A 17,401-nucleotide genomic window follows, 5' to 3' on the forward strand; every position below is an offset into this window, starting at 1 on the left:
CACGCACCCCCTTCCCCATTCGTGGATACCGCATGCCGGGCCGGAAATACGTGGATTCGTCGAAGAGAGAGCAATATCACGAGGTCGGGCCCTCCGTCGCGTAAGGTCGGCCGGATGCCAGGGGTACCCGCCACACCAGCCGCGTACCCCCCGCCTCGGGTGCCTCGATGTGCAGCGTGCCGTCGTGGAGTTGGGCCCTGGAGCGCATGTTGACCAGGCCGCCGCTGGGCGCGCTGCCGCCCATGCCCACCCCGTCGTCCGTGACGGTCAAGGCGACCTCCGCCCCGACGTTCAGCCGTACGTCCACCCGCCGCGCCTGCGCATGCCGGGCGGTGTTGCTCAGCGCCTCGGCGAGCACCGCCAGCACCTGATCGGCCACCTCGTCCGGCACATCCGTGTCCACCGGCCCGTCCACCACCAGCGACGGGGTGAAGCCGAGCACATCGGACGCCGACCGGACGGCCTTGACCAGACGCCAGCGCAGACCGGTGGCCTCGGCGTCGCCGTCCCCGACCACCCGCAGCGCGAAGATCGTGGAGCGGATGATCTTGATGGTCTCGTCCAGATCGTCCACCGCCCGCCCCACCCGCTCCGCCGCCTCGGGGTGCTTGATCAGCCGACCCGCGCTCTGCAGCGTCAGGCCCGTCGCGAACAGCCGCTGGATCGCCAGGTCATGCAGATCGCGCGCGATCCGGTCGCGGTCGTGGCGCAGCGCCAGCCGCTCCGACTCGGCTCGGTGCCGGGCCAGTTCCAGCGCCAGCGCCGCCTGCGCCGCGAACCCGGAGAGCAGCGCCACCTCGTTGTCGTCGAACGGCGGCCGCCCGGCGAGCCGGCACAGCCGCAGCGCCCCCGAACTCCGCTCGCCCGCGACCAGCGGCACGGCCACCAGCGGGCCGAACTCCCCCTCCCGGGCCGGGATCGGCCAAGCCCGCGGATCGTTCCGTATGTCGCCGCTGACCGCGGGCCGGCCGGTACGCGCGGCCAAACCGGCCAGCGACCCGTCCGACGGGACCACCTGCCCGCCCAGCCGCTCCGCGTCATGGCCCTCGGCCACCTCCACCAGCAGGCTGCCCGTCCCCTCGGCCGGGAGCAGCACCGCGGCCGAATCGGCCAGGGACACCTGGAGGGCGAGGCGGGCGATCAGGCTCAGCGCCTCGCCCGACGGGGCGCCGGCCAGCAGCGTCCGGGTGATCACCCCCGACGCCTCCAGCCACTGCTCGCGGCGCCTGCTCTCGTGATACAGCCGGGCGTTGTCGATGGCCACGCCCGCGGCGACCGACAAGGTGGTCAGCACCGCCTCGTCCTCCGGGTCGAAGCCCATGCCGCCGCGCTTCTCGGTCAGATACAGAATCCCGAAGACCTCGTCGCGGATCCGGATCGGAACCCCCAGGAACGACCGCATGGGCGGATGGTGATCCGGAAAGCCCTGGCTGGACGGGTGCGCGGCCAGATCGGTCAGCCGCAGCGGCTGCGGACGGCGGATCAGCTCGCCGAGCAGCCCATGGCCGCCGGGCAGCGGCCCTATGCGCCGCGCCAGCTCCTCGGATATGCCCACCGGCAGAAACTGTGACAGCCGGTGCTGGTCGACCACGCCCAGCGCGCCGTACTCCGCGTCGGCCAGCACCACCGCGGCCTCCACGATCCGCCGCAGCACCTGCTCCAGATCCAGCTCGCGGCCGACGCTGAGCACCGCCTCGAGCAGGTTGTGCGTACGGCCCTGCGTGGCGCGCGCCGCGTCCAGCCGCGCCTGTAACTCGTGGAGGAGCTGGTCCAGACTCAGTTGGGGCAGTGCCGGATGGCGCCCCTGATCCGCAGTGCCCGACACCTGGCCTCCGTCGTGCCCGTCAGCCGCTTGACGGCAGCCTAGCCGCGCCGAGGCTTTTCAGGGGCGCGAGTGCCCAAGTCGTCCGGGTGCTCAAGTCGTCCGGGTGCTCAAGTCGTCCGAGTGTCCGAGTCGCCCGGGTGCTCAAGCCTCCCGGGTGCCCGAGTCGTCCGGGTGCCCAGGCCGTCCGAGTGCTCAATCCGCTCGCCGTGCTTGCTCAGCTCTGCGGGACCACCGCCACCGGGCACTGCGCATGGTGCAGTACCGCGTGATTCACCAGGCCGAGCTGCATACCGAAGTGGCCGTGCCGCCGCCGCGCCCCCACCACCAGCAGGTCGGAGTGCGCCGAGGCGTCCAGCAGCGCCTTGCGGGGCGATGCCTCGACCACCCGGTGCGCCACCGGTACGGGCGGCAGCGCCGCCGCCGAGGCGCCGCCAAGCGCCTCGTCGAGCAGTTCGCCGGCGCGCCGCGCCCGGTCCTCGGGGCTCCCGTGCTCCCCGGCCGCCTGGGCGGCCGCGTAACGCCAGGCGTGCACCGCCTCCAGCTCGCAGCCGCGCAGCCGCGCCTCGCGCAGCGCGAAGGCGTTCGCGGCCGCACCCGCGGCGTATTCGGGTCCGCTGGGGCGCTCGCGCTCGGCGATGCCCACCGTCACCCGGTTCAACCGGCCCTGCACATTCTCCGGGCGGCCGCGGACCACCACCACCGGACAGTGCGCGCGGGCCGCGATGCCAAGACCCACCGAGCCCAGCAGCAGGGACGCGAACTCCCCGCGCCCCCGCGAACCCACGACCACCGCGTCCGCGCTCTGCCCGGCGCGCAGCAGGGCCGTCACCGCGTCGTCGGGCGCCACGTCGGTCATCACCTTGAGCGCCGAGGCGCGCCGCCCCGCCCGCTCGGCGGCCATGGCCAGCACGGCCTCGCTGTGGACCCGCTCGGCCGGGCGGTCCGGCGAGGTCGTGGGGATGTAGCCCTCGTAGCGCTCCCACAGGGACGCGTGGACGATGCGCAGCGGCAGCCCGCGCCGTGCGGCCATGCCGGCCGCCCAGTCCAGTGCGTCGAAGGCGGCGTCCGAACCGTCCACCCCCACCACGACGGGTAGCTCCACCGCGCCCACCGCCTCTCATGTCCGCACATGGATGTGTTCCTTCCCATTGTCCTGCCGGGAGGCGACCGGGGGAGTAGGGACCGGTCAGCGCGCGTGGCGGGCCGGTGAGCACAAGAGGCCGGGTGAGCACGGGCGGGCGGGCGGCACGGGCGGGCGGGTGAGTATGGGTGGCCGGCAGAGCAGTTCAGCGCAGCCGCATGGCGAGCGTCACCACGGCCCCCACGGCGCCCGCGCTGACCGCGAGCCGGTCGGTGACCAGGCGGGTCAGCCACAGCCCGCGTCCGCTGGTCGCGCCGTCCAGACCCGGCAGGATCCGGGGGATGACGTCCTCGGAGAAGCCGGGGCCGGAGTCGCTGATCCGGCACTCCAGCTCGTTGCCGACCCGCCGCAGCAGCAGGGCCCCCTGCCCGCCCGCGTGCTCCACCGCGTTGGTGGCGACCGCGTCCACGGCCAGGACGAAGTCGCCCCGGCGCGTCTCGGCCAGCCCGGCCCAGGCAGCGCACTCCTCGACCTGCACGCGCAGCAGCGGCAGCTCGCGTGCGGTGAAGCGGCGCTGCAGCAGACGTTCGGCGGCTTGATCGGCTGGATCGGCGGACCACAGGCGGGGTTGCGCCGGCACCGGTGCCTCCCGTTGACGAGTGCGAGCGACAGCAGGGTCGATGAAGGAGCCGAGGGTACGGGCCATGGGCCGCCCGCGCATGCCAGGACCGGCGATGACGACTCGGGCGCCATTTGTGACCGGAAGTGGACGTGCGGCGCCCGCAACCTACTCGGTCGCGTACCGCTTCCTATCGGCTACCGCTGCCCGGCAATCCGCTCAAGCCCCGCTCTGCCCGCTCAACCCAGCCAGCTCCACTGGGCCACCTCCGGTAGATCGACGCCGTGCCGCCGGATCCAGTCGTGGTGCCGATGGCGCATGTCCTCCATGGCCTGGCGCAGCCCGGCGGCGCGCACCGCGAGTCCAGGCACCCGGTCCAGCACGTCCATGACCAGCCGATAGCGGTCGAGGTCATTGCGTACGACCATGTCGAAGGGTGTGGTCGTGGTGCCCATCTCCTTGTAGCCGCGCACATGGAGCCGCGGATGGACGGCCCGCCGGTAGGTGAGCCGGTGGATCAGCCACGGATAGCCGTGATACGCGAAGATCACCGGCCGGTCGCGGGTGAACACCGCGTCGAACTCGAGGTCCGTCAGCCCATGCGGATGCTCCTGACGCGGCACCAGCTTGGTCATGTCGACGATGTTCACGACCCGGACGGCCAGCTCCGGCAGCCGCGTACGCAGGATCGACGCCGCGGCCAGCACCTCCTGGGTCGGCACGTCACCCGCGCAGGCGAGGACCACCGCCGGCTCGTCGCCCGGCCGCTCCGTCCCCGCCCACTCCCAGATGCCGAGGCCGCGCGCGCAGTGGTCACGGGCCTGCTCCAGGCCGAGCCAGTCGAAACAGGGCTGCTTGCCCGCCACCACCACATTGACCACGTCCCGGGTGCGCAGCACATGATCGGCGACGCACAGCAGGGTGTTGGTGTCCGGCGGGAGGTACACGCGCACGGTGTACGGGTCCTTGTTGAGGACGTGGTCGATGAACCCGGGGTTCTGATGCGAGAAACCATTGTGGTCCTGCCGCCACACATGTGAGGTCAGCAGGTAGTTCAGGGCGGCGATCGGGGCCCGCCAGGGGATCGTACGGGCGGTCTGGACCCACTTGACGTGCTGGGCGGCCATGCTCGCGACGATGTCGGTGAACGCCTCGTAGGAGGAGAACAGACCATGCCGCCCGGTCAGCAGATACCCCTCGAGCCAGCCCTGGCACAGATGCTCGGACAGCACCTCCATGACCCGGCCGTGCGGCCCCAGGTGCTCATCCGTCTCCACCGTCTCGGCCTGCCACGCCTTGTCCGTCACCGCGTACACGTCCTGCAGCCGGTTGGACGCCGTCTCGTCCGGCCCGACCAGGCGGAAGTCGCGGCGCCCTGCCGTGTCGGCCATCACCTGGCGCAGCAGCCCGCCGAGCACCCGCGTCGGCTCGTGCAGCCGGGTGCCGGGCTTGTCCACGGCGACGGCATGCCCGGCCAGATCGGGCAGCGGCAGCTCGCGCAGCAGCCGGCCGCCGTTGGCGTGCGGATTGGCGCCGAGCCTGCGGTCGCCCGCCGGTACGTAGGCCAGGACCTCCGGGCGCGGGCGGCCGTCGGAGCCGAAGAGCTCGTCCGGCCGGTACGAGCGCAGCCACCGCTCCAGCTGCCGCAGCCGCCCCGGATCCTCCCGGACCCCGGCGAGCGGCACCTGATGGGCGCGCCAGGTGCCCTCCACCGGCACCCCGTCCACCTCGGCCGGGCCGGTCCAGCCCTTGGGCGTACGCAGCACGATCAACGGCCAGTGCGGCCGCTTCCGAGCCCCGTCGCCCTCGCGCGCGGCCCGCTGGAAGGCGGCGATCCGGTCCAGCGCGAGATCGAGCGCCGCCGCCATGTCGTGGTGCGCCTGCGCCGGGTCCTCGCCCGCGGTGGCGGTGACGTACAGCGGCTCGTGGCCGTAGCCGCGCAGCAGCTCGTCCAGCTCGCCTTCGGGCAGCCGGGCCAGTACGGCCGGATTGGCGATCTTGTAGCCGTTCAGCTGCAGCACCGGCAGCACGGCGCCGTCGTACACCGGATCCAGGAACTTGTTCGAATGCCAGGACGCGGCGAGCGGCCCGGTCTCCGCTTCCCCGTCGCCGATCACACAGGTGACCACCAGGTCGGGGTTGTCCAGCGCCGCGCCATAGGCGTGCGCGAGGGAGTAGCCGAGCTCCCCGCCCTCGTGGAACGAGCCGGGCACCTGCGGCGAGGCATGGCTGGCCACCCCGCCAGGCGTGGAGAACTGGCGGAAGAGCCGGTCCATCCCGGCGAGGTCCCGCCCCACGTCCGGACACAGCTCCCCGTACGTGCCGTCCAGCCAGGCCCCCGCGAACACGGCCGGCCCGCCGTGGCCCGGGCCCCAGACGCACACCGCGTCCAGGTCACGTGCCGAGATCACCCGGTTCATATGCGTGTAGACGAGGTTCAGCCCGGGACAGGTGCCCCAGTGGCCCAGCAGCCGCGGTTTGATGTGCTCGGGGCGCAGCGGCTCCGCCAGCAGCGGATTGCCGGTCAGATAGATCTGGCCCGCCGCCAGATAGTTCAGCGCCCGCCAGTGGGCGTCCAGGCTGTGCAACTCGCGGTCGGTGAGCGTGGCTTGCGGTCCCATGCGTGACTCCGTGAGAGACGGCGGCCTCACGACCCGTGTACCACCATGCCACAAGCCGGGCACGGCCGCTCTTCGGCCGCTCTCGAGACCCGCTCTCGAGACCCGCCCGCGCGGCCCGCTCTCACGCCCGCCGAAGAGCGCGCAGGGGCGGGAGACGGCACAGTGAGGACATGAAGGGACTACTCAGCCCGCTCAAGGCGGAGCACCGCGATCGGCTGATGGCGCTCGCCCGCGAAGTGTCCTTCCCCGCGGGCACCCGCATCTTCGAGGAGGGGCGCAAGGCCGACCGCTTCTGGATCATCCGCACCGGCTCGGTCACCCTCGATCTGCACGTCCCCGGCCGGCGTGCCGCCGTGATCGAGACGCTCGGCCCCGGCGAGCTGATCGGCTGGTCCTGGCTCTTCCCGCCGGACACCTGGCACCTGGGCGCCGAGGCGCTCAGCCCGGTGCGCGCACACGAATTCGACGCGGAGGCGGTACGCCGGCTGTGCGACGAGGACACCGAACTCGGCTACGCGCTCGCCCTCGCCTGCGCCCAGGTGATCGGACGCCGGCTCCAGTCCGCCCGCACCCGCCTGCTGGACCTGTACGGGCCGTACGCGGGCGGCATATCGCCATGACCGGCGGCATATTGCCGTGAACGTACCAGGGACCCGGGCGCCGGGGCGCACCCGCGACCTGCGAAGCTGATCGTATGAACACCCGTCATTTCACCTCCGGTTCGGCCGCTGTACTGGCAGCCGCCCTCCTCCTGTCGGCCTGCGGGATGGGGACGAGCTCCACCGGGGATTCCGGGGATTCCGGAGGCTCCGGGGGCGACTCCTCGAAGTCGGGCGGCGGCAACGAGGTGATCAGCAGCTACGCCCCGGGCGAGCGCAAGCAACTGCGGGAGATCTCCGGCAAGACCCTCGAGGGCAAGCCGCTGGACCTCGCGGACTACAAGGGCCATGTCGTCGTGGTCAACCTCTGGGGCTCGAACTGCGGGCCGTGCCGGGCCGAGGCGCCCAATCTGGTGAAGGTGGCCAAGGAGACCGAGGCCGAGGGCGTACGGTTCGTCGGCATCAACACCCGGGACCCGAGCCGGGAGGCGGCCATCCGGTTCGAGGAGGAGTACGGCGTCTCGTACCCCAGCCTCTACGACCAGATGGGCCGGATCGTGCTCAAGCTCCCCCGGGGCAGCGTCAACCCGCAGACCATCCCCTCGACCATCTTCCTCGACGGCAGCGGACGGCTCGCCGCCCGAGCGCTGGTGCCGCTCAGCGAGCGGGATCTGCGCGGGGTGCTGCGACCGCTCATCGCGGAGCAGAAGAAGGCTTGAGGCAGCCTGCGGCCAGGTGCTCGGGCGGCCAGGGGCCGAACGGCCCCTTACCCCGTGCCGCGACGGACGGAAAGCTGGGCGGCGGATCACGACCGGCGCGCCCCGCGCGCCATGGAGGGAGAGGCAGTGACACAGGCGGCCGACCCCGCGGGGCCCGCGACACGTATCGGGGTCTTTCTGCTCGACGACCACGAGGTGGTGCGCCGCGGACTGCGCGATCTGCTCGACGCGGAACCCGACCTGTGCGTGGTGGGGGAGGCGGCCAACGCGCGCGAGGCCATCGCCCGCGCCCCCGCCGTCCGGCCCCGGGTCGCGGTGCTCGACGTACGGCTCGGCTCCTCGGCCGAGGGCGGCGACCACGAGGGGATCGAGGTGTGCCGCGAACTGCGGGTTCGGCTCCCCGACTTGGCTTGTCTGATGCTCACCTCCTTCGACGACGACGAAGCGCTCTTCGACGCCATCATGGCGGGGGCGGCGGGGTATGTGCTCAAGCAGATCAACGGCTCCGACCTGGTGTCGGCCGTACGCACCGTGGCCGGCGGCCGGTCCATGCTCGACCCGGGCGCGACCGCGCGGGTGATGGCCCGGCTGCGCGGGCCGCAGCCCAGCGGGCCGGTGGAGCTGGAGCGGCTGTCGCCGCGCGAGCGGGAGATCCTGGAGCTCATCGGCGAAGGGCTGACCAACCGCCAGATCGCCGAGCGGCTGTTCCTCGCCGAGAAGACGGTCAAGAACCGCATCTCGACGATCTTGTCCAAGCTGGGCGTGGGACGACGCATTCAGGCCGCGATTATCGCCGAGCGGATCAGGGACCGGCGCGCGGCCGAGTGATGTCGCTTTTGGGCCGGGCATTGCCGTGGGATGTGCCGGCATCGCGCAGGGCCGATGTCCGCGTGCGGTCGACGTTCGCGCAGGGTCGACGTTCGCGTGGAGCTGACGTTTGCATGGAGCTGACGTTTGCGTGGGGCGCGAGGCCGGACTCCCCTTCCGGTCTCGCGCCCCACGCGGGCACGGGGGCACGCCCGTCCGTGTGGCTCCTCACCGCAGTGGAGTGGGAGCCCGGCACGCCCCGGTGGCGAGGGTGGTTCCCAGGCACTGGTGATCAGCATCGGGGGCCGCGTACCCACCGGGAAGGGGCCGAACGGCCCTGATGGCCGGGCCGGACGGGGCCATCGGCTACTCGAGGATCTCGACCCGGTCGCCCAACCGCAGTGTCCCCGAGCCACGCCCCTCCCCCAAGAGCCCGACGGCCGAGGGGAGTTCGGGAAGCTCGGGGAATTCCGGGACGAGGTTCTGCCCGAAGAGGAGCTGATCGCCGGCGCGCCGGTGGCGGGCCAGCGTACGCAGCGGCTCCTTGCCGCGCTCGGCGGTCTCCTGGTCGGTGGTGGTGATCACACACCGGGCACAGGGCTTGGTGACCCGGAAGACGACCTCGCCGATCCGTATCCGCTGCCAGTCGTCCTCGGCCCAGGGAGCGGTGCCCTCGACCACCACATTCGGCCGGAAGCGGTTCATCGGCAGCGGCCCCTCGTCAGGGTGATCCCCTTGAGCGATGAGCGAGTTGAGCGCGTCCAGCGACGCGGTGGTGGTCAGCAGCAGCGGAAACTCATCCGCGAGGCTCACGGTCTCGCCCCCGCGAGCGAAATCCGGAGCCAGCGGCCTGCGGCGGGCCGGATCATCCAGATGGACCAGACGGACCGGAGAGCCCAGAAAACCGCTGAACCACTCGTCGGCCGCCGCGCCCGCCGACACCACCTCGACGGCCTCTTTGTGCAGCCACACGGTCGACACCGGCGCGGCGTCCCCCGGCTCGGGCACGGCGACGGTCAGCGGCTCATGGCCGGCAGCGCTGAGCCGGATACCGCCGCCGGGCAGCGGCTCGGCGGAAACCAGCGCCATCCGGGCCTGTTGGCGCTGCGTCACATACCGTCCGCCGGGCTCGACGACCATCCACCTCCGGTCTCCCGCAAGCCCCCACGGCTCGACGACCGCCTCGAGGGGAGCGGCCCCCGCGGCCGACTTGACGGGGTACACGTGGATAGCGCTCAGCACTGGATTGACCATGCCGACAATCTTGCCAGCCGGGTCCGACAGCGTCGTGTCAAAGTCACCCCACGGTTCCCGGCCGGCCCGGCCCCCACCTGGGGCCGGGCCCCGCCGCACGGGGTGGCTCAGTAGCCGGCCCCCGGCTGCTGCGGCCGGCCCTGGTACTGCTGACGGCCGTAGGGGTCCTCGTACGGCGACGGCGCGGGCGCCGCCGGCCGGGGTGCGGCGGGGCGCGGCATGGCCGGACGCATCGCCTCGTAGCCGTTGGGCGCCGCCGGACGCTGCTGCTGCGGGGGCTGCTGCTGTGTCCCCGGGTAGCCGCGCGGACCCGTCGCCTGCGGCGGGATGTACGGAGAGGGCGCCTGCTGCAGCCCGCCGGGCTGCGGCTGCCCACCACCCGTCTGGTATCCCTGCGAGGGGTTGTACTGCGAGGAGGAGGGCGCGGCCGGCAGCGCGGGCAGCGCGGAGGGCAACGCCGGGAGATGGCTGCCGGTGTCGTACGGCGGGGCCACTCGGATGGGCGCGATCTGCGGTGTCCCCCGCTCGGCGACGAGACTGTCGTAGATGGGGGTGTCCGGGAAGGACGACGAGGAGTAGTAGCCGCTGCCGTAGCTACCGCGGGGGGAGGTCATAGCCCATAAGTTAAGCCCACGATGTGCCGATTGGGGAGTCCGGTAAGAGGGTTGTTTTACCGGCTGGGAGCGGTCGGCGTTCCCCAACCCGAGCGAATCTGGCAAAAACGGTCGGCAGGGTACGTTGAGATCCTGTAAAGAGCTCGTTTTCGACGGGTTACCGATCGCGGTCCGATGATCGTGTGTCCGTGGCCGAAATGAACAGATCAGAAAGGCAGGGGGACAGCATGGCGATGCGCAAAGGCAGCAATGTTCCGGTTCCGGTGTCGGCGGTGCGGGTCGAACTGGGCTGGCGCACCGGCCCGGGGGTGCCGGACGTCGACGCCTCGGCGCTGCTGCTGGTATCCGGAAAGGTCCGTTCCGACGCGGACTTCGTCTTCTACAACCAGCCGGCACACTCCTCAGGCGCCGTACGCCACGAAGGCAAGCGAACCGCCGGTGACACCGTGACCGACACCCTTTCGGTGGACTTCGGTCGGGTGGAGCCCGCCATCGAGACCGTCGTGCTCGCCGCGTCCGCGGACGGCGGCAGCTTCGGCCGGGTCCCGGGCCTGTACATCCGGGTGCTGGACGCCTCGGGCGGCGCGGAGCTCGCCCGGTTCGACAGCGAGGACGCCACCGTCGAGACCGCGTTTGTGCTCGGCGAGCTCTACCGGAGGCAGGGCGCGTGGAAGTTCCGCGCCGTCGGCCAGGGGTACGGCAGCGGACTCGCGGGCCTCGCCACGGACTTCGGCATCAGCGTCGACGAGCCCCAGCACGCCCCCGGTCCCGCCTCCGTCCCCGCCCCAGCCGCCGCCCCCGCGCCCGTACAGCCGTCCGCGCCCCTTCCGCCCCCGCCGCACACGGCGCCCGCCGCGCCGCTTCAGCCGCCGACCGCGCCCGCGTACCCGCCCGCCGCGGCGCCGGCCCCCGGGTACCCGGCTCCCGCTTCCGCTCCCGGTTCCGCCCCGGTGAGCCTGTCCAAGGTCACCCTCACCAAGGAGGCCCCCTCCGTCTCGCTCACCAAGCAGGGCGGTACCTCCGGCGCCATGCGGGTGAACCTCAACTGGCAGGTGCGCAAACAGTTCCAGGGCTGGGGGCAGAAGCTCGGCAGGGCCATCGCCATGCACGGGGACCTCGACCTCGACCTCGGCGCGCTGTTCGAGCTCTCCGACGGCAGCAAGGGCGTGGTGCAGGCGCTCGGCAACTCCTTCGGCTCGCTGCACCAGCCGCCGTTCATCCAACTCGACGCCGACGACCGCACCGGCGCCCGGACATCCGGCGAAAACCTCACCATCAACCTCGACCAGAAGAACGCGTTCCGCCGCATCCTCGTCTTCGTCACGATCTACGAGGGCGCCCGCAGCTTCGCCAACCTCAACGCCACGGTCACCCTGCAGCCGCAGCACGGCGCGCCCATCGACTTCTCGCTCGACGAGTGCACCGTCCCCTCCCCGGTCTGCGCCCTCGCGCTGATCACCAACAACGGCGGCGACCTCATTGTCCAGCGCGAGGCCCGCTATCTGGTGCCCGAACGCGGCGTCAGCCCCCAGCGCACCCTCGACTACGCCTACGGCTGGGGCATGAACTGGACACCCGGCCGTAAGTGAGGCCGGCCGTCAGGGCGCGGCGCCGGGGCGGGCGTAGGTACGTCCCTTCCACGCGGCGCCGCGCCCCTGATAGTGCCGGACCGCCGAATCCACGGTCATCAGCAGATACAGCAGCGCCGTCAGCGGCAGCAGCGGCGCCAGCCACAGCGTCTGCCGGTAGTAGCGCAGCATGGGGACGTACGTCGCCGCCATCAGCGCCCAGGCGGCGGCCCCCACCGCCCACAGCGCCGGACGGCCCGCCGGCAGCCCCGCGCACAGCGCCACCGGGGGCACCAGGTACACCAGCGCGAGCCCCGCCACCGTGGCCACCAGCAGCAGCGGATTGTGCCTCAGCTGCGCATAGGCGCTGCGCGAGACCATCCGCCACAGCTCGCCCAGCCGCGGATACGGCCGTACGCTGTCCACCCGGTCCGCGAGCCCCAGCCAGATCCTCCCACCGCTCCGCTTCACCGCCCGGGCCAGCGCCACGTCGTCGATGACCGCGTGCCGGACCACATCCGGGACCCCGGCCCGCTCGGCCGCCTCCCGGCGCAGCAGCACACACCCGCCCGCGGCCGCCGCCGTCCGCGCCCCCGCCCGGTTGACCCACCGGAACGGGTAGAGCTGCGCGAAGAAGTACACAAACGCCGGAACGATCAACCGTTCCCACGCCGTCGCCACCCGCAGCCGCGCCATCTGCGACACCAGATCGAGCCCGGAGCCGCGCGCCGCACGCACCAACTCGCGCAGGGAGTCCGGCTCATGCGCGATATCCGCGTCGGTCAGCAGCAGATACTCCGTGTCCGGGCGGGCCTCGGCGAGCGTCATGCCGTGGCGCACCGCCCAGAGCTTGCCCGTCCAGCCCGGCGGCGGCTCACCGGGCGAGTCCACGGTGAGCGGCAGCCCGCCGTGCTCATCGGCGAGTTCGCGGGCCAGCTTGCCCGTGCCGTCCGTACTGCCGTCGTCGACGAGGAAGATCTCCGCCGGTCCCGGATAGTCCTGCGCCAGCAACGACGGCAGGCTCACCGGGAGGACGGCGGCCTCGTCCCGGGCGGGGACGACGACGGCGACCGGCGGCCAGCACTCCTCGGCGGCGAGGTCCGCCGGGTCCTCGCCGGGGACGACGGGCTCACCGCCGGGGTTCGCGCGCGCACTGCTGGGGTCCGGCCGCGCACCGGGGTCCACCCGTGTATCGCCGCGGGGCAGCCGGACGTCCGTACGCCAGAAGAAGCCCTGGCCCAGCAGCAGCCACCCCCACACGACAAGTGACCCCACGGCGATCCACGTCAGCGCGTCCACCGTGGCAGTCTGCCCGACCAGGAGCCCGGTCGCCGGGCGCATCAGGGCGATCCATTAAAGTGACCGGGTGAAGATCGCGCTCATGGACTCCGGAATCGGCCTGCTCCCTGCAGCGGCTGCGGTGCATCGGCTCCGGCCGGACGCCGATCTCGTGCTCTCCTCGGACCCCGGCAGCATGCCCTGGGGTCCGCGCACCCCCGAAGACGTCACCCAGCGCGCGCTGGCCTGCGTCCGCGCCGCCGCCGCGCACCGCCCCGACGCGCTGATCGTCGCCTGCAACACCGCCTCCGTGCACGCCCTGCCCGCGCTGCGAGCCGAGCTGGAGCCCGGGCTGCCGGTCATCGGGACCGTACCCGCGATCAAGCCCGCGGCGGCGGGCGGCGGACCCGTCGCGATCTGGGCCACCCCCGCCACCACGGGCAGCCCCTACCAGCGCCGACTCATCAGCGACTTCGCGGACGGCGTCACCGTGACGGAGGTGGCCTGCCCGGGGCTCGCCGAGGCCGTACAGTGGGCCGACTCGGCGGCGATCGACGCCGCGGTGGCCGACGCCGCGGCCCGCACCCCGCGCGATATCCGGGCCCTCGTCCTGGGCTGCACCCACTACGAGCTGGTCGCCGACCGCATCCGGGCCGCCGTCCAGCCGGCCGACGCCCCGCCGATCGCCCTGCACGGATCCGCCGGGGCCGTCGTCGCCCAGGCCCTGCGCCGGATCGGCGCCACGCCCACCCCCTCGGGCGAGGCGGCCTCGTCGGCGCTCGCGGACCTTCCCCAGGGACGGCTCACCGTGCTCCTCAGCGGCCGCGAGGCCGCGATGCCCGAGGCCGCCCTGGCGTACGCGGAGGGGCGTCTGCTGGCGGCCGAACCCCTGGCGCGGGGCTGACGCGGCTGGCGCGGGGCTGACGCGCGCGGCCCAGGACGCGGCCCAGGACTGGGCTCGCCCGGAAACCTTTCATGCTCCCTACCACAGTCCTCTGCCGGGGTAGCGGAACATGGGTACCCTGCCAGCTATGAGGCACCACGGCGAGGGCGACGAGCGCGACAGGCCGGCCGGGGCCGGGAGGCCCCCTGAGATCTGGACCGGGCGGGCGCACAACCGCGCCCAGTGGCTGCTTGCCGCCGGGGGCGCCGCCTGCGTGGCGCTCGGCATCGACCTGGCCGTCGCCTCTCCCTGGACCTCGGGTCTGGCCCCGCTCCTCATGGCCGTGATCGGCTGCCTCGCGGCCGGCCTGCTGATGCTCTTCGGCACCCTGGCCTTCGTCCACGTGGCCGTGCGGGTCGACGAGGAGGCCCTGGAGGTGCGCTGCGGCCACATTGGGCTGCCCCGGCGCCGTATCCCGCTCGACGATGTGGTCCACGCGGACTTCGCACCCCGGGTCACCCCATTCCAGTGGGGCGGCTGGGGCTACCGCTGGCGCCCCGACAAGGGCACCGCGGTGATCGTCCGCCGCGGCGAGGGCCTTGTGGTCCGGCTCGGCGACGGCCGGATCTTCACCGTCACGGTGGACAACGCCGAGACCGCGGTACGCGTGATCCGCGACCGGCTGCGCGGGGTCGCGGCCGGGGCCTCGCAGGCCTAGATTCCGTCCGAGGTCACCGGCTATACATGATCCTGATAACGGCCCGGAAGGTACGTCCTTCCGGGCCGTTCCCCCGTTCGGCCCCGTTCCGTCAGCACGTCCCGTTCAGCCCGTTCCGTTCACCCTGCTTCCGTTCGACAACGGAAAACGGAGGAAATCGATATGAGAGAGGTCGGCAGATGAGCGCACTGACACCCGAGGCACTGCTCGCGGATTACCTGGCCCTGGCGGACGACAGCTGTGTCGCCGTGCTGCCGCACGTGCTGCGCATTACGGCCGAACTCGGCATCGCCGATGTCATAGCGACGGACACCAGGACCGTCGAGGACATAGCCACCGCCACGGATGCGGACATCGAATACCTCTACCGCCTGCTGCGTGCCCTGGTGTCGGTGGGCGTGCTTCTGGAGGACCCGTCCCGCTCATTCCGGCTGACCGAGACCGGACACCGCCTCCGCGCGGACGCCCCGAACAGCGTCCGCGAATCCGTCCTGAACGCCGACTCCCAGCGGGCCTGGCTCCGCGGTATCGACAGCATCCGCAGCGGGCGCTCGGTCTTCGACAGCGTCCACGGCGGGGATTTCTTCGCGCACAAGAATTCCGACGGCGACGCCGATCGCGCTTTTCTGCGCCGGATGCGGGAGCGCACCGGGCGGCTGTACGGGCAGTTCTCCTCGACGCCCGACTGGCGGCAGTCGGACGTCGTCATGGACATCGGGGGCGGCGACGGCTTTATGTTGGAGCGCGTCCTGCGCGAAGCCGATCATGTCCGGGGAATTCTCTTCGACCGGCCGTCGGTCGTCGACATGGTCAAGGATTCCGAGCACATCAGGTCGCTCGGAGAGCGCTGCCGGCTCGAAAAGGGCGACTTCTTTGAATCGCTGCCTTCAGGGGCCGACACCCATATGCTGTGCAGCGTGCTGCACGACTGGACGGATAGCCAAGTGGTCGCCATTTTGCGCAACAGCAGGAAGGCGCTGCGGGACGGCGGGCGGCTACTGATCGTGGAGATGCTGGTGCCGGAGGACCAGGAATGGCACCCCAGCCGATGGAGCGACATCGGGATGATGGTGCTCACCGGCGGCCGCGAACGCACGGCAGCGGAATTCGAGACCTTGCTGAGCGATTCCGGATTCGGCCTTTCGAGCGTGACCCCGATTTCCGGCTCTTACTTCTCGGTTCTGGAAGCAAAATAGAAGGTTTTGGGTAGCCGCTGATATCGCGCCTTTCGGCGTGATTCGATGGGCCTGGTGGCGTAGCGCATACGCCACGCCACCAGGCCCATCTGCGTCGACTGTAACTTGATCGACTACTGTTCCGGTCGCTCCCTCAGCGCTGCGGCCAGCGTTCGGCCGATCTCGGCGAGCGGACCGGGCTGCATCATGTTGACGTGCGCACATGGAACCGCGTGTTCGTGCACATGCCCCGTGATATACGGAGCCCACGCTCGGGGAGCGGCTACCGGCATATGGTTGTCGACGCCTGCGGTGAAGAACAGCACATCGCCAGAGAACTTTTCCAGCGCGGCGGAGCGCCCGAGCGCCCGGTTCTTACCGACCGCGACGGCCAGCGCGGATATTTCGTCCTCGCTGAGAGTGATGCCTCCTGTCATCTCGCCCATGTGCTGCCTGGCGTAGTCGCGGAGGAGAGCGGAGAGATCCGCCGCATCGGCATCCTCCGGGATTGTGTATCCGGCGCCCTCCGCCAACGCGTATATAAGGTCCTCTTCTTTTTCCGGGCCCGATGGAAGAACCCCGTCGTTTGGATAGGCGTCGAGCATGGTCAGCAGGCTGACGACTTCTCCCTGACTCTGAAGCAGTACCGCCGCAGCATGGGCGACCAGCCCTCCGAAGGACCAGCCGAGCAGCCGGTAGGGACCGACGGGCTGAACAGAACGCATCAGCTCCACATAGTCCCGCGCCATTTCCTCCAGGGAGGTCGGCAGCGGCTCCTTCCCCATCAGGCCGCGCGACTGGAGCCCGTAAATGGGGACTTCTTCTGGGACGTGCCGCAGCAGACCGGCGTAACACCAGCTGAGCCCTGATACCGGATGTACGCAGAACAGCGGTGGCTCTTTGCCGCTCGAGCGGATCGGGAGGAGTGGATCGAACGGATCCTGGCTCGCCCCGTCTTCGATGCGTTCGGCGAGGCCGGCGACGGTGGGGGCTTCGAAGAGGGCGCGGATGGTGAGTTCGACGCCCAGGGCGGTACGAATGCGGCTGATCAGGCGGGTGGCGAGGAGGGAGTGTCCGCCGAGGGTGAAGAAGTTGTCGTCGATTCCGACTTGGGTGATTCCGAGGGTTTCTGCGAAGAGTTGGGTGAGGGTTTCCTCGCGTGGTGTGCGGGGTGGGCGTTGGGTGGTGGTTGGGGTGTGGTGGGGGGTGGGGAGGGCTTTGTGGTTGAGTTTTCCGTTGGGTGTGAGGGGGAGGTGGTCGAGGGTGATGAGTGTGGTGGGGACCATGTAGTCGGGGAGTCGGTCCCGGAGGGTGCGGAGGATGTGTGTGGTGTCGATTCCTGTTTCGGGGTTGGTGGGTATGGCGTATGCGGTGAGGCGTTTGTCGCCGGGTTGGTCTTCGCGTACGAGGACGACGGCTTGGGTGATGGTGTCGTGGGTGGTGAGGGCGGCTTCGATTTCGGTGGGTTCGATGCGGAAGCCGCGGATTTTGATTTGGGTGTCGGTGCGGCCGAGGTAGTGGAGTGTGCCGTTGGTGTTCCAGCGGGCGAGGTCGCCGGTGCGGTACATGCGGGTGCCGGGTGGGCCGTAGGGGTTGGGGATGAAGCGTTCGGCGGTGAGGGTGGGGCGGTGGAGGTATCC

The 17,401-nt window shown here is 71.4% G+C and carries 15 protein-coding genes; 7 read left to right on the forward strand and 8 right to left on the reverse strand.

Annotation, left to right across the window (positions count from 1 at the left end; translation table 11 throughout):
• Positions 1 to 76 precede the first annotated feature (76 nt).
• The 4 genes from ACH4U7_RS41845 to ACH4U7_RS41860 all read right to left on the reverse strand — a co-directional run bounded on the left by ACH4U7_RS41845 (position 77) and on the right by ACH4U7_RS41860 (position 6,146).
• Complete coding sequence (locus tag ACH4U7_RS41845; RefSeq protein WP_398533028.1) at positions 77 to 1,825, reverse strand: GAF domain-containing protein; 1,749 nt, start codon at positions 1,823 to 1,825, stop codon at positions 77 to 79.
• 214 nt (positions 1,826 to 2,039) lie between these two features.
• The gene (locus tag ACH4U7_RS41850) at positions 2,040 to 2,936 is read right to left on the reverse strand and encodes a universal stress protein (protein WP_398533029.1); all 897 of its coding nucleotides are present in this window, start codon (positions 2,934 to 2,936) and stop codon (positions 2,040 to 2,042) included.
• A gap of 175 nt (positions 2,937 to 3,111) precedes the next feature.
• Positions 3,112 to 3,546 carry an ATP-binding protein gene (locus ACH4U7_RS41855; protein WP_398533030.1) on the reverse strand — a complete coding sequence of 145 codons (435 nt, stop codon included), beginning with the start codon at positions 3,544 to 3,546 and terminating at the stop codon, positions 3,112 to 3,114.
• A gap of 218 nt (positions 3,547 to 3,764) precedes the next feature.
• A complete protein-coding gene (locus ACH4U7_RS41860; protein ID WP_398533031.1) occupies positions 3,765 to 6,146 on the reverse strand; it encodes a phosphoketolase in 2,382 nt (793 codons plus the stop codon).
• A gap of 170 nt (positions 6,147 to 6,316) precedes the next feature.
• On the opposite strand from ACH4U7_RS41860, the gene ACH4U7_RS41865 reads away from it, so the two are divergent.
• The 3 genes from ACH4U7_RS41865 (at position 6,317) to ACH4U7_RS41875 (ending at position 8,292) form a co-directional block, all read left to right on the forward strand.
• A complete protein-coding gene (locus ACH4U7_RS41865; protein WP_398533032.1) occupies positions 6,317 to 6,766 on the forward strand; it encodes a cyclic nucleotide-binding domain-containing protein in 450 nt (149 codons plus the stop codon).
• A gap of 74 nt (positions 6,767 to 6,840) precedes the next feature.
• Positions 6,841 to 7,464: a TlpA family protein disulfide reductase gene (locus ACH4U7_RS41870; protein ID WP_398533033.1), complete on the forward strand. Its 624-nt coding sequence runs from the start codon at positions 6,841 to 6,843 to the stop codon at positions 7,462 to 7,464.
• A 111-nt stretch (positions 7,465 to 7,575) separates the two neighbouring features.
• Positions 7,576 to 8,292: a response regulator gene (locus tag ACH4U7_RS41875; protein WP_398533044.1), complete on the forward strand. Its 717-nt coding sequence runs from the start codon at positions 7,576 to 7,578 to the stop codon at positions 8,290 to 8,292.
• A gap of 345 nt (positions 8,293 to 8,637) precedes the next feature.
• Here ACH4U7_RS41875 and ACH4U7_RS41880 read toward each other — a convergent pair whose 3' ends face one another.
• On the reverse strand, positions 8,638 to 9,525 hold the full coding sequence (locus ACH4U7_RS41880) for an MOSC domain-containing protein (RefSeq protein ID WP_398533034.1): 888 nt from the start codon (positions 9,523 to 9,525) through the stop codon (positions 8,638 to 8,640).
• Between the two features lie 107 nt (positions 9,526 to 9,632).
• Positions 9,633 to 10,139, reverse strand: a complete 507-nt coding sequence (locus tag ACH4U7_RS41885) for a DUF6643 family protein (protein ID WP_385629587.1) — start codon at positions 10,137 to 10,139, stop codon at positions 9,633 to 9,635.
• Positions 10,140 to 10,372: 233 nt separating this feature from the next.
• Here ACH4U7_RS41885 and ACH4U7_RS41890 point away from each other — a divergent pair, with 233 nt between their 5' ends.
• Positions 10,373 to 11,728 carry a TerD family protein gene (locus ACH4U7_RS41890; protein WP_398533045.1) on the forward strand — a complete coding sequence of 452 codons (1,356 nt, stop codon included), beginning with the start codon at positions 10,373 to 10,375 and terminating at the stop codon, positions 11,726 to 11,728.
• Positions 11,729 to 11,737: 9 nt separating this feature from the next.
• On the opposite strand, the gene ACH4U7_RS41895 is transcribed toward ACH4U7_RS41890, so the two are convergent.
• Positions 11,738 to 13,048, reverse strand: a complete 1,311-nt coding sequence (locus ACH4U7_RS41895) for a glycosyltransferase (protein WP_398533035.1) — start codon at positions 13,046 to 13,048, stop codon at positions 11,738 to 11,740.
• Positions 13,049 to 13,073: 25 nt separating this feature from the next.
• Here ACH4U7_RS41895 and ACH4U7_RS41900 point away from each other — a divergent pair, with 25 nt between their 5' ends.
• The 3 genes from ACH4U7_RS41900 (at position 13,074) to ACH4U7_RS41910 (ending at position 15,782) form a co-directional block, all read left to right on the forward strand.
• Positions 13,074 to 13,889 carry a glutamate racemase gene (locus tag ACH4U7_RS41900; protein WP_398533036.1) on the forward strand — a complete coding sequence of 272 codons (816 nt, stop codon included), beginning with the start codon at positions 13,074 to 13,076 and terminating at the stop codon, positions 13,887 to 13,889.
• A 127-nt stretch (positions 13,890 to 14,016) separates the two neighbouring features.
• Positions 14,017 to 14,586 carry a hypothetical protein gene (locus tag ACH4U7_RS41905; protein ID WP_398533037.1) on the forward strand — a complete coding sequence of 190 codons (570 nt, stop codon included), beginning with the start codon at positions 14,017 to 14,019 and terminating at the stop codon, positions 14,584 to 14,586.
• Between the two features lie 179 nt (positions 14,587 to 14,765).
• Positions 14,766 to 15,782 (forward strand): methyltransferase, encoded by a 1,017-nt coding sequence (locus ACH4U7_RS41910; protein WP_398533038.1) that lies wholly within the window; start codon positions 14,766 to 14,768, stop codon positions 15,780 to 15,782.
• A 113-nt stretch (positions 15,783 to 15,895) separates the two neighbouring features.
• On the opposite strand, the gene ACH4U7_RS41915 is transcribed toward ACH4U7_RS41910, so the two are convergent.
• A partial coding sequence (locus ACH4U7_RS41915; RefSeq protein WP_398533039.1) for an alpha/beta fold hydrolase occupies positions 15,896 to 17,401 on the reverse strand: 1,506 nt, incomplete at its 5' end.

The sequence above is a fragment of the Streptomyces sp. NPDC020845 genome (assembly GCF_044334165.1).
Lineage (GTDB): Bacteria > Actinomycetota > Actinomycetes > Streptomycetales > Streptomycetaceae > Streptomyces.

Coding starts and splice junctions, on each gene's coding strand:
- ACH4U7_RS41860 (WP_398533031.1), bottom strand. CDS start 6,146: ATGGGACCGCAAGCCACGCTCACCGACCGCGAGTTGCACAGCCTGGAC.
- ACH4U7_RS41865 (WP_398533032.1), top strand. CDS start 6,317: ATGAAGGGACTACTCAGCCCGCTCAAGGCGGAGCACCGCGATCGGCTG.
- ACH4U7_RS41870 (WP_398533033.1), top strand. CDS start 6,841: ATGAACACCCGTCATTTCACCTCCGGTTCGGCCGCTGTACTGGCAGCC.
- ACH4U7_RS41875 (WP_398533044.1), top strand. CDS start 7,576: ATGGAGGGAGAGGCAGTGACACAGGCGGCCGACCCCGCGGGGCCCGCG.
- ACH4U7_RS41880 (WP_398533034.1), bottom strand. CDS start 9,525: ATGGTCAATCCAGTGCTGAGCGCTATCCACGTGTACCCCGTCAAGTCG.
- ACH4U7_RS41885 (WP_385629587.1), bottom strand. CDS start 10,139: ATGACCTCCCCCCGCGGTAGCTACGGCAGCGGCTACTACTCCTCGTCG.
- ACH4U7_RS41890 (WP_398533045.1), top strand. CDS start 10,373: ATGCGCAAAGGCAGCAATGTTCCGGTTCCGGTGTCGGCGGTGCGGGTC.
- ACH4U7_RS41895 (WP_398533035.1), bottom strand. CDS start 13,048: ATGCGCCCGGCGACCGGGCTCCTGGTCGGGCAGACTGCCACGGTGGAC.
- ACH4U7_RS41905 (WP_398533037.1), top strand. CDS start 14,017: ATGAGGCACCACGGCGAGGGCGACGAGCGCGACAGGCCGGCCGGGGCC.
- ACH4U7_RS41910 (WP_398533038.1), top strand. CDS start 14,766: ATGAGCGCACTGACACCCGAGGCACTGCTCGCGGATTACCTGGCCCTG.